Origin of the sequence: Bacillus cereus group sp. MYBK222-1 (assembly GCF_051916425.1) — a bacterium.
In the GTDB taxonomy this organism is placed as follows: Bacteria; Bacillota; Bacilli; order Bacillales; family Bacillaceae_G; genus Bacillus_A; species Bacillus_A paranthracis.
In genome coordinates, this window is the sequence record NZ_JBQAGP010000010.1 from 14,822 (window position 1) to 26,878 (window position 12,057).

Here is a 12,057-nt window from a genome sequence, read left to right on the forward strand (position 1 = left end):
TGATTTTTCATAATTAACCAGTTATTTTTCATGATTGATTAATAAGGATGAAAATTTCTCTTTATTTTTTAACTTGATAGTGATGTGCCGTGTCCCTTTAACCTTTTGCACGAATACTGGCAGAGCCTATTGAAATGAAAAAGTTGGATTATTTGATTAAAATGTTATTTTAGGTATATATACTATAATACAGAGTAACATACATGGAAAGGAACGATAGAATATGGAAAAGTTACAAATTGGAGTTGTTGGTGTGGGCGTTATGGGAAAAAGCCTCGCACTTAACTTTGAGAGTAAAGGGTATTCTGTTGCCCTATATGATATTTCAAAGGAAAAAGTTGATGAAACCATTGAGGAAAACCGTGGTAAAAACTTAGTTGGTACTCATATAGTTGAAGAGTTTGTTAACTCACTCGAATCACCTAGAAAGATTTTATTAATGGTTAATGCGGGGGAAATTACAGATAAAGCGATTGATTCTCTAGTCCCTCACCTCGATAAAGGCGATATTTTAATTGACGGTGGTAATACATACTTTGTCGATACAATTCGCCGAAACAAACGTCTTGCCGAAGAAGGAATCAATTTCATCGGGGCAGGTGTGTCAGGCGGCGAAGAGGGTGCATTGAAGGGACCATCTATTATGCCAGGCGGACAGAAGGATGCATACGAAAAAGTAAAGGATATGCTTGAAAACATCTCTGCAAAAGTGAATAACGAGCCTTGCTGTTCTTATATCGGACCTAATGGGGCAGGACACTATGTAAAGATGGTTCATAATGGTATTGAGTATGGAGATATGCAATTAATTTGTGAAGCATATTTCTTCTTGAAACAAACACTAGATTTGACTGCAGAAGAGTTCCATGAAATATTTGCTGAATGGAATAAAGGTGAACTGAACAGCTATCTAATTGAGATTACAGCCGATATTTTCAAGAAGAAAGATGAAGAAACTGGTAAGCCATTGGTGGATGTTATTCTTGATACTGCAGGACAAAAGGGTACAGGGAAATGGACAAGTCAAAGCGCACTTGATTTAGGTATCTCTCTGCCTATTATCACGGAATCTGTATTTGCACGTTGCATTTCTGCTTTAAAAGAAGAGCGTGTGAACGCAAGCAAAGTTTTATCTGGACCTAAAGATAAAACGGCAATTGGAGTTGAAAAAGCCGAATTAATTGAAGCGGTGCGCCAAGCTTTATATATGAGTAAAATTTGTTCTTATGCACAAGGATTCACGCAATTGAAGGCAGCTTCTGAGGAATATGATTGGAACCTTGATTTTGGCAGCATTTCTATGCTTTGGAGAGGCGGATGTATTATCCGTGCTGCCTTTTTACAGAACATTAAAGAGGCTTATGAGACTAACACTGACCTACCGAACCTTTTACTTGATCCATACTTTAAAGAAATTGTAGAGTCATATCAAGGTGGATTACGCCAAATTATCTCAATGGCGGTACAACAGGGCATTCCGATACCTGCATTTTCAGCAGCAATTTCTTATTATGACAGCTATCGTACTGCCAAACTACCTGCAAACTTGTTGCAAGCGCAGCGCGATTATTTTGGAGCGCATACGTATAAACGAGTAGATAAAGAAGGTACATTCCATACAAAATGGATATAAAATAAAAAATGGACTAAGATTAAATTCTTAGTCCATTTTTTATTCCACAATTCGTAGGCTATAAGACTCTCACTGATGGAAGTTCACTTTAAACGAATGTATGAATCAAAATGCGTTTATTTTTCCCATTTAGATGAATACCACATAATCTTTAATTTGAGTGGATAGAACTCTATAGATTAAAGTTTTACTTTATCGGATTCACTTTTATTTATCTGAATTTTCCGTTACTATTTTAAGTATTCGTGAACAATTTCCTTTATTACGACAAAAAAAGACGAGAGATTTATGGACATTACAAGGGGGCATATTGATGAAAGTGAGTGAAAAAACATATTTAAGTATAGAAGAGATTATTTCATTACCAACCTTATCAAGTACCAATATAAGCGATGATGGCAAAAATGTAGCATTTGTTAAGAGGACAGCTAACTGGAAAGACAATACATATAGAAATCATGCATGGATATATGAAAAAGGTAAAGGGCAGAGTTATCCATTAACAAATGGGGATATAGATAGTACATGCCCGTTATGGTCTCCAAATTCTAGGGATATTGCATACCTTAGCCCTGTTGGTAATGGGAAAAATCAAATCTTTGTTAAGTCATTAGATGGTTATGGTGGGGTGCAAATTACTAATGAGGAAGAAGGAATCAGTATATTCAAATGGAATCCTACCGGTAAAGGTTTTTATTATATTACACAGTCAAAAGAATGTGAGGAAATAAAGAAACGTAAGGAGCTATATGGAGATTTTCAACATGTAGGTAAGGAACATCAAAATAATTGTTTATGCTACGTTGAAATAGAAAAAGTGATACAAAATGATAAAGAGGAACGAGAGATTAACGGTGTTTATCAATTAACTGATGGTAAGGATTTTTATATCCATGACTTTGATATTTCAAATGATGGGAAAAAAGTTGTATGTATGGCTACACCAAGCCTAAACGATTATATGAATGGTGATCTATACATATTAGATGTTGAAGCTGAGGAACTACAAAAGATGAATGTAGATAGGTTGTTGGGCGGGAGCGTTTGCTTTTCTCCTGAGGGCAACAAAATATGTTACTCAGCAAGCATAAGAGAGAAGGAGTATTATAGAAGCCATATACAAGAGAGTACATTAGAGATATATGATATGAATACTGGAGAGGTACTTCAGCCCTTAACAAACTTTGATAGTACGGTTATGCCATTACAGTGGACAGCTAAAGGGATTTTAATTAGATGGCAGGATAAAACGAATTATCGTATTGGATTACTAGCTGAAGATGGCACTATGGAAGTATTAAGTGACAACGTAGATGGTTTTATAATGGATGCTTCTATAACAAAGGATGGAAATCATATAACCTATAGTAAAGCTATAACAAATGAGACCTTTGAAATCTATTTGGACGATAAAAAAATAACGAATGAAAATAGCTTTTTCGAAGGGAAGCTTAAAAGCAACAGGGAAATCATCTCATGGCAAAGTAGTGATGGTCTTAAAATAGAGGGTGTTTTATCAAGACCAGTAGAGTTTGACTCAAATAAAAAATATCCTTTATTAGTAGTAATTCACGGAGGTCCGGCTTGGGCATCTTTTCCGATATTTTCAGACTGCTTCAATGAGAAATATCCGATTGAACAGTTTGTTGAAAAAGGCTTTATCGTTTTAGAGCCAAACTATAGAGGAAGTTCTGGTTATGGCAATGAATTTTTAAAAGCGAACTACAGAAAACAAGGACTTGCTGATTGCGATGATGTTATATCTGGAGTGGATGAACTAGTTGAAAAAGGGATTGTAGATAAAGATAGAGTAGGAGTTATGGGATGGAGTAACGGAGGATATATATCAGCTTTCTGTGCTACATTTAGTAGCAGATTTAAGGCAATTTCAGTTGGGGGCGGAATTACGAACTGGAGTACTCATTACGTAAATACAGATATCCCTTACTTCATTAGGATGCATTTAGGAAATACTCCATGGAATGATCCAGATATATATACGAAAACATCACCAATGACGTATATTAAATTAGCTTGTACACCTACCTTAATCCAACATGGCGAAAAGGATGCAAGAATTCCAGTTACAAATGCATATGAGTTATATGAAGGATTAAGAGATATGGAAGTTGATACAGAACTAATTATATTTAAAGAAATGGCATATAGTTCTGATCAGCCAGGAATTCATGTAGCTATTATGAAGCAGAACTTGATGTGGTTTTCACACTATATACTTGGGGAAAGTATGAAAGATTTTAGAACTATATAATAGATATCCGCGCAGGGATTTTCCGTTGGGTAATCGGGTCAGATTGTTGAAAAAGAGATTCAACAAATTATATAATTTGTTGTAAACTAAACTATTATTGAAGAGATTTAAGTGAGTATAAAGAAACGTAATTCGGAGGACGAATATGACAGCGAATAAAAATGAGTTATCTGTAGAACAACGTGAAGAACTAATAAAAGTATTACAAGCTCGTTTTGAGAAAAACATGAACCGCCATGAAGGTCTTGAATGGGCTAAAGTTGAAGCGAAGATAGAAGCTAATGCTGAAAAATTATGGTCACTTAATGAAATGGAAGTAACAGGCGGTGAGCCGGATGTTGTTGGATATGACAAAGAGAAGGACGAGTATACTTTCTATGATTGTTCAAAGGAGAGTCCTAAAGGTCGTAGAAGCCTTTGTTATGATCTTGAAGCGTTAGAATCAAGAAAGAAGCATAAACCAGAAAATAACGCTATTGATGTGGCAGCCGCTATGGGTATTGAACTATTAACTGAAGAACAATATCGAGAGTTACAACAACTTGGAGATTTTGATATGAAATCATCAAGCTGGGTACAAACACCTTCAGATATTAGAGAACTCGGTGGTGCGCTATTTTGCGATTATCGCTTCGGACATGTTTTCGTGTACCACAATGGAGCAGACTCTTATTATGCTGCCAGAGGTTTTCGTGGCTCGTTAAGAGTTTAAATTTGGAGTAAATAAAAAAGAGCCTATACGTAGGCTCTTTTTCTTATTTATATTTTAAGAGTAAACCGTTACTACGCAGTTTTACTTAATTTATATGTTCCGTGGTTGTTTTTACGGAAAAGTTTTGGGAAAACATAGCCATCTAATCCAATGCGTCCAGCATTCTGTCCTGCAACTAAAATGAACATAGTCAAAATGAGTAGGTTTGGATTTACACTAACAGTTCCGCTTAATAAAAATGAAAGATTCATTATGATTCCGAAAAATGCAGCTGTTTTTGTTAATCCGCCTAAAATTAAACCTAGACCTACTAAAATTTCTCCCCATTGAACTAAAAAGCTAAATAGGTCTGCGTTTGGAAGAACAAAGTATTGAAGGAAATCTGCCCACCAACTTTGTACGGCAGGGTGGTCACCTGATGCTTGAGCAATAGCGCCCTTTAGAAAACCACTTGCGTCAAAAGATTGTCCAAAGACTTTGCCGATTCCAGCAGCGAGCCATGTATATCCTATGTAAAGTCGTAAAAATAATAATATGAAAGTAGCACGTTTATCAGTTCTTAAAAAATTGATAACCATTGAAATCCCTCCAATATTGTATTTACAAGTTTATTATATATCCATTGTGAAAAAATTCACAATGGATATAATGTGAACAAATATATGATTTTTTATTTATAAAATTGCACCTAAAATATTATGAAGTTTATTTTTGAAAATTAAGCAATAAATGAGAGATGGGAGCTATCTATTGTAGCGGATAGCTCCCGTAGTAAACAGGTTCATGTATGTTCTTTAAGTTCATCTGGGGGTTCCTTATTATTTCTCTGGTTTTATATAAGGAACAATTGGTGCAGTAACCCCTACAGAAGCACCACGAATAAATTCTTGGTTTTCTAATGCCTTAAAGTTTTCCGTTTTTCCTGTTAGCATAACACCTAAAATTTTCACTTGATCGAATGGTTTGCCCTTGTTTGATTTTAAAAACTTTTGGATATCTTCGTGATATCCATCTTCATCGTATTGTTTAAGTGAATCAACGAACTCTTTGTACGCTTCTTTAGGAGAATTGTCTGGATTGAATCCGTAAACGGGCATACCAGCAGGTCCTTTGCTTTCATCTCCAATTGGTGAGGTCATATATAACCATACAATGTTTAAGTTGTCTGGAATTTTTTCTTTAATTTCTTGTAGTGTGTAGGGCTGATTGAAAGAGATAGCAACTTCGGCAACATAGTTGTTCATTTGTGAAACTTCTCCTAATTCATTTTGGACATCATCAAAATAGTCCTTAATAGCAGGATTATAAAATGTTGCAAATTTATTCTTTGTTTGTTTATCATACTCATAAAACTCTGTATTGGACCTAGACCAATAAAAACCAGGCGTTAATTCATTGGAATCAATATTGATACGGATCCAACCATAGGAGCTTGTTAATGTGTTCCATGGGACGATATAACCATTAATATTTTTGGAACGATTTGATATAATATTGCCGCCAAACATAGATGAATTACTCGTTACTTGAGAATCAATTTGTACATTTGGTTCTGCAATTGCATTATGTAAAAATAGTTGTTCGTGAAGTTTCGTAGAACTTTTGGCTGCGAAGTAATTGCCCACCTTATAAATGATAGGGATAAGTATGATGACAACGATAATAGAAGTAATGATGATTTTAAGTAACTGTTTCCTTTTAGCTTTTTTTAATGCATCTTTTAAAGAAGTATCCATTAAGGTTTTCCTCCTACTGTAGAATGAATTGTTTTACGTGCGCGATGTAACTTTTGTTTGACGCTGTTTACTCGAATATCTAGTATTAGTGCGATTTCTTCGTATGTAAAATCGTAATAATACTTTAAAAAGAAGGCTTCTTTGTATTCTAGTTTTATATCTTTTAATAGATAGAAAATCTCATCTTTATTTAAAACAGTATCCAATTCCCGGTCTGTATATTGTAATTTTGAATAAATCTCTTCAGTTAAATAGATGTTCTGTTGCTCCTTTTTCCTTTTCAAGTCAATGTATTCATTTAATGCAACTCTGAAAAACCATGGACGTATGTTATCCTCGGTTAAGCTATCTAGCAATGTGTATACTTTATAGAAAGTATTTTGGATGATGTCTTCTGCATCTTCTTTGATAGCTCCTTTCGCTAGTAATAGTTTGAACACTTCCTCCCCTAAATGAATAAGATAGGAGGTTAATATATTTTCTTTTCCCATCACTTTTCCTCCCTACACTTATACAACGGATAGGTAATCATAAATGTATACACTTAAATGAAAGTTTTGTTCTTGATACAAATAGAAAAGGCATATAACAATCATATGTTATATGCCTTTTCTATTATATATTTAGTAATTTATTTAGATAATGTAAATTTAGCTTTTTTACCTTGTGAAATATCTTTAGCTTCTTTATTTCTCATAGGTCCTAACTCAATCTCAAAGCTTTTATCTTTCCAAATCTTTTCATACTGCTCTTGATCTAAAATAAATACTTGCAGTAACTCTCCAGATGTTCCTGTTTTGACTGCAGCGTTATAGTCGTAATTTAGTAGCATACCTTCATTAATTGTATATTGTGTACCATCATTCACTCTTAATGTAGAGCTTATAGGAGATAATGAAACGTCTTGAGTATCTTTGTTATCAAGCTTGAATTTCACTGTTAATAGAACAATACCATTTTTGAAATTTGCAAAGCGTGGTGCTTCGACGGAATTTGGTGTGAATTGAGTAAATTGGTATCCGTCTAATGTAACATGAACAGCACCTAATTCTTGGCTGTTATTAATACTTGATTTCTCTTTTAACATTTTTTTATCGCCCATGTTATTAGCTGTAGCTTTATCTTGGTAGAAAGTTTTATCTGTTGCAACCTTTTCAGCACCTTGTTTATTTAAACTTAATGAAAAGCTTCCAGGGCTTCCGATTGGAGCATCGAATTTTCCTTTATTAGCTTGTGCAGTTGGGACTGTGACTGAGACTGTTGAGAGACTTGAAATTTTTTCTAGATCATCTTTTCCGAATGGATACGCGATATAACCAGAAATGGTTTCTCCTGCTTTTACTAAGTAATCATTCGTTGGAGCAAGCTTAGTTGGCAGCTGATCTTCTTTTGGAATTAAGTCTTTATAGTTACTATATACTTTCTGCGCACCAGTAAATGACATGTCCAATGCTGGCATATAATAAATATCTTTAGCTGAACTATTTTTTACGCTATAGTTCACAAGAATAACTCCGCCCTCTGTTTGACGGTTAAATGGAATGTTAAAGTCCGTATGGAATCCATTTAATTCAACTAATGTATAGCTGTTCATCGATACTGAAACATCTTCAGCTTTATAAACTTGTGGTTCCTTATTTTCAAAAAGAACTTTTGTTTTACCACCTGTTTCTTTTTCCATGTAGGAAATAAGTTTAGAATAATCGCTGGAGCTAGTAGCGGTATTTTCCGTCTTTTTATCTTCAGTTTTCTTGTTTTCGGATTTTTTATCTTCAGGTTTATTTTCTTTCGTCGTATCCGTTTTTTCCGTTTTGCTTTCTTTTGTTGCATTTTCTTTTTGTTCTTTATTTGTCGTATCGCTTTGACCACAGCCGGTTATTACAAAAGCTGCTACGATTACTGCAGAAAATAAAGAAAGTAATTTTTTGGACATGTTTCTTCCCCCTATTTGTTTAAAACTAAACTCTCACATTAGCCCCACATTTTATTATAAGAAGGCTAGTCAATATTTACCAGTGTTTTTTCTGATTATTTCCATTATTTCAATATTATAATATAATAAATTTGATAGAAGTTTGGAATGGAATATTGGTTTTTATTTTTTATCATTTAAAATATTACATCATATTGTTAAGATAGAAATAGAGGTATATGGAAAGGAGACAAGGACTCAATATGTGGATGAACTTGTAATGATTCGAAATTAGATAGATGAATTTTTCTCTCATAAGTGAGGGGTTATTTAGCTATCTGTAAATCATGCAAGGACTGCATATTTGGCTTGTGCATCCCCTTTATAAGGATAGATACCTATGTGGGGAAATTCATATCTCTTATATAAAATATGCGTCCTTTAAAATTGGAGGAGTATATGATGAATCAATTAAAACATAAAGTAGCAGTTGTTACAGGCGTAAGTCGTTTAGATGGTATAGGCGCAGCAATTTGTAAAGAATTAGCTGAAGCAGGATACGATATATTTTTTACGTATTGGACAGAGTATGATAAAGAGATGCCTTGGGGCGTTGATCAAAGTGAACAAATACAATTACAAGAAGAGTTACTAAAAAACGGTGTGAAAGTATCGAGTATGGAGTTAGATTTAACTCAGAATGATGCACCGAAAGAGCTTATAAATAAAGTTACTGAACAACTAGGCTACCCTCATATATTAATTAATAATGCAGCGTATTCTACGAATAATGATTTCTCTAATTTGACTGCTGAAGAATTAGATAAGCACTACATGGTCAATATTCGTGCGACTACATTATTAAGTAGTCAATTTGCCCGAGGGTTTGATAAGAAATCTGGTGGTAGAATTGTGAATATGACTTCGGGACAATTTCAAGGGCCTATGGTTGGAGAACTAGCGTATGCAACAACGAAGGGGGCTATTGATGCTCTTACTAGTTCGTTGTCAGCCGAGGTAGCTCATTTAGGAATAACAGTGAATGCAATTAACCCAGGTCCAACTGATACAGGCTGGATGACTGAAGAGATAAAGCAAGGATTAAAACCGATGTTTCCATTTGGTAGAATTGGTGAACCAAAGGATGCAGCAAGACTTATTAAGTTTTTAGTAAGTGAAGAAGCGGAATGGATTACTGGACAAGTTATTCATTCAGAAGGTGGATTCAAAAGGTAAAAAGAAGGTATCTCACCCTGGTGAGATACCTTCTTTTTTAATCTTTCTTCAATCTTCGCGCAATACCATTCCCTAAAGACTGTAATCCTTGAACGAGGATAATTAAAATAAAGACAGTTGCATACATTACTTCAGGTTCATAGCGTAAATGTCCGAATCGATATGCTAAATCCCCTAGCCCACCAGCGCCTACAAGACCAGCCATTGCTGTTGCGCCGATTAAGCCAATCGTTGCAATTGTTAATCCAAGTACAAGGGAGGGACGAGCTTCTTTCACCATGACGTGCCAAATAATTTTTATAGTAGAAACGCCCATCGCTTGGTAAGCTTCAATCACACCACGATCGACTTCTAATAATGCGGTCTCCATCAATCTTGCGATATAGGGAGCAGTGAAGACGACAAGCGGTACGATAACACCTTGTACACCAATGGATGTTCCCATTAGAAATTTTGTAAAAGGTAGAATGAAGAATAATAGGATGATAAATGGAAGAGAGCGAATGATATTAATAATTGTATTAAGAATTGGATAAATGATTTTGTTTTCTCGCTGTCCACCAGGTCTCGTTAAAACAAGTGTGACACCAAGTGGCAGTGCAATAAGGATCGAGATGAGTAATGAAATAGATGTCATTTGAAAAGTTTGTATGGTCGCCTCCCATATAACTTTACCCCATTCATCCAAAAAGGACTTGTTTTCCATGGTCTGTTCTACCTCCTTCTACGATGATTCCCTGTTCTTGTAAAAATGATAAAGCACGGTTGATTTCATTTTGTTCCCCTTGCATATGGATGATAAGTTTCCCGTATGCTTCATGTTTTAATTGAGTAATATTACCGGATAAAATATTCGGATATACTTGGAATCGTTTTGTAGCGACAGCTAATGCTGGTTCTCCTGAAGAATTTCCTATAAAAGAAAGAGTTACAATTTCACCAGTAGTTTGAAGTTCTTTTTGTACCTCTTCTGGAATTTTCGCTGCAAATGCGCTATTTACAAATTTCTTCGTTGTTACATGTTGTGGGTTTGTAAAAATATCTTTCACAGTCCCGCTTTCAACTACTGCTCCATGTTCCATAACAGCAACTCGGTCGCATATACGCTGGATGACATTCATTTCATGTGTAATTAATAAAATTGTAATCCCGATTTCCTCATTAATCTTTAATAATAGGTCAAGAATAGAATCAGTTGTTTCTGGATCTAAAGCGCTCGTTGCTTCATCACTTAATAACACTTCCGGTTCATGTGATAGTGCACGCGCGATGGCTACACGTTGTTTCTGGCCACCAGAAAGTTCACTTGGATAGGCGTCTTTTCGATTAAAGAGATCGACAATACGTAAATACTTTTCTACCCTTTTTTCAATTTCTACTTTTGGAATGCCAGCAAGGCGTAAAGGTAGTGCGATATTTTCATAGACGGTAACGGTTTTAAGTAAATTGAACCCTTGAAAAATCATCCCGATTTTTTGTCTCGCTTTTGCTAGTTCTTTTGTAGACAGTGTTGTTAAATCTTGCTCGTTTACAATAATATTTCCTGTTGTTGGTTTTTCTAATAAATTTACACAGCGAATTAATGTACTTTTGCCAGCGCCGCTATATCCAATGATTCCAAATACTTCGCCCTTTTTTACTTGGAGGGAAGTAGACTTAAGAGCTTCCACATTCCCCTTTTTTGTTGTAAATACTTTGGATACATTTTTTAATTCAATCATTATTGTCAGCTCCTACCAAGACGGTAAAACAGAACCATCAAATTTTTTATCGATAAATTCTTTTACTTCTTTAGATTGATAAGCTTTCTTTAATTTATTTACAACAGCATCATCTTTATTTTCAGTACGAACAACGACCCAGTTTACATATGGTGAATCTTTTCCTTCGCGGAAGATAGAATCTTTCGCAGGGCTTAATTTTGCACCTAATGCAAAGTTTGTATTAATGGCAGCTGCTTTCACTTCACTTAGTTGTGTTGGTAATTGAGATGCCTCTAATTCAACGATCTTTAAATTTTTTGGATTTTCAATTACATCTTTTGCAGTCGCTTTTTCTGTCGCTTTTGGATCCACTTTTAAAACCCCTGCTTTTTCAAATAGTTTTAAAGCTCGAAGTTCATTCGTTGGATCATTTGGTACAGCAATTGCATCGCCCTCTTTTAATTCTTTTACATCCTTTAAGCTTTTTGAATATACGCCCATAGGGAATGTTACTGTTGAAAATACTTCAGTTAATTTCATATTACGTTCAGCTTTAAATACGTCTAAATATGATTTTGTTTGATAGCTATTTACATCAAGGCTTTTTTCATCGAGGGATACGTTCGGTGCTACATAATCATTAAATACTTTTATATCAATTTCGAGACCGTCTTTCGCTGCTACTTCTTTTACCTTTTCAAAAATTTGTTCATGTGGCCCTCCTGTTACACCGACAGTAATCTTTTTCTCATCTAACGCTTTTACTTCTTTATCTGAACTCCCGCTACATGCGCTTAATAATAATACAGCCCCACTTACAATGCTTAATAATACTTTCTTCATCTATAATTCC

At 34.9% G+C, this 12,057-nt stretch carries 11 protein-coding genes; 4 read left to right on the forward strand and 7 right to left on the reverse strand.

What is annotated here, in order from left to right; translation table 11 throughout:
• Nucleotides 1–223: 223 nt before the first annotated feature.
• From gndA to ACTFR9_RS25660, 3 genes are all read left to right on the forward strand, one after another.
• Nucleotides 224–1,633 carry an NADP-dependent phosphogluconate dehydrogenase gene (gndA, locus tag ACTFR9_RS25650; protein ID WP_000413557.1) on the forward strand — a complete coding sequence of 470 codons (1,410 nt, stop codon included), beginning with the start codon at nt 224–226 and terminating at the stop codon, nt 1,631–1,633.
• A gap of 313 nt (nt 1,634–1,946) precedes the next feature.
• Nucleotides 1,947–3,905, forward strand: coding sequence for a S9 family peptidase (locus ACTFR9_RS25655; RefSeq protein ID WP_229136833.1), 1,959 nt, complete (start codon nt 1,947–1,949; stop codon nt 3,903–3,905).
• A gap of 145 nt (nt 3,906–4,050) precedes the next feature.
• Nucleotides 4,051–4,617 (forward strand): DUF4256 domain-containing protein, encoded by a 567-nt coding sequence (locus tag ACTFR9_RS25660; protein ID WP_000126341.1) that lies wholly within the window; start codon nt 4,051–4,053, stop codon nt 4,615–4,617.
• 71 nt (nt 4,618–4,688) lie between these two features.
• Here ACTFR9_RS25660 and ACTFR9_RS25665 read toward each other — a convergent pair whose 3' ends face one another.
• The 4 genes from ACTFR9_RS25665 to ACTFR9_RS25680 form a co-directional block, all read right to left on the reverse strand.
• Nucleotides 4,689–5,195, reverse strand: a complete 507-nt coding sequence (locus ACTFR9_RS25665) for a DoxX family membrane protein (protein WP_000236351.1) — start codon at nt 5,193–5,195, stop codon at nt 4,689–4,691.
• Between the two features lie 240 nt (nt 5,196–5,435).
• Entirely contained in the window at nt 5,436–6,353 is a 918-nt protein-coding gene (locus tag ACTFR9_RS25670) for a sigma factor regulator N-terminal domain-containing protein (protein WP_048553671.1), read from the reverse strand.
• Complete coding sequence (locus ACTFR9_RS25675) at nt 6,353–6,844, reverse strand: RNA polymerase sigma factor (protein WP_062821963.1); 492 nt, start codon at nt 6,842–6,844, stop codon at nt 6,353–6,355. Before ACTFR9_RS25675 ends, ACTFR9_RS25670 begins: the two co-directional genes overlap by 1 nt.
• A 140-nt stretch (nt 6,845–6,984) precedes the next feature.
• Nucleotides 6,985–8,286 carry a DUF5068 domain-containing protein gene (locus ACTFR9_RS25680; protein ID WP_229136832.1) on the reverse strand — a complete coding sequence of 434 codons (1,302 nt, stop codon included), beginning with the start codon at nt 8,284–8,286 and terminating at the stop codon, nt 6,985–6,987.
• Between the two features lie 438 nt (nt 8,287–8,724).
• On the opposite strand from ACTFR9_RS25680, the gene ACTFR9_RS25685 reads away from it, so the two are divergent.
• Nucleotides 8,725–9,501, forward strand: a complete 777-nt coding sequence (locus ACTFR9_RS25685) for an SDR family oxidoreductase (protein WP_142242856.1) — start codon at nt 8,725–8,727, stop codon at nt 9,499–9,501.
• Between the two features lie 37 nt (nt 9,502–9,538).
• Here the strand turns inward: ACTFR9_RS25685 and ACTFR9_RS25690 are convergent, their stop codons facing one another.
• From ACTFR9_RS25690 to ACTFR9_RS25700, 3 genes are read right to left on the reverse strand one after another with little or no spacing between them, the layout of a single operon-like run.
• The gene (locus tag ACTFR9_RS25690; protein WP_000428874.1) at nt 9,539–10,207 is read right to left on the reverse strand and encodes a methionine ABC transporter permease; all 669 of its coding nucleotides are present in this window, start codon (nt 10,205–10,207) and stop codon (nt 9,539–9,541) included.
• Entirely contained in the window at nt 10,182–11,222 is a 1,041-nt protein-coding gene (locus ACTFR9_RS25695; protein ID WP_000571351.1) for a methionine ABC transporter ATP-binding protein, read from the reverse strand. Before ACTFR9_RS25695 ends, ACTFR9_RS25690 begins: the two co-directional genes overlap by 26 nt.
• Before the next feature lie 12 nt (nt 11,223–11,234).
• A complete protein-coding gene (locus ACTFR9_RS25700; RefSeq protein WP_000757003.1) occupies nt 11,235–12,047 on the reverse strand; it encodes a MetQ/NlpA family ABC transporter substrate-binding protein in 813 nt (270 codons plus the stop codon).
• Nucleotides 12,048–12,057 lie beyond the last annotated feature (10 nt).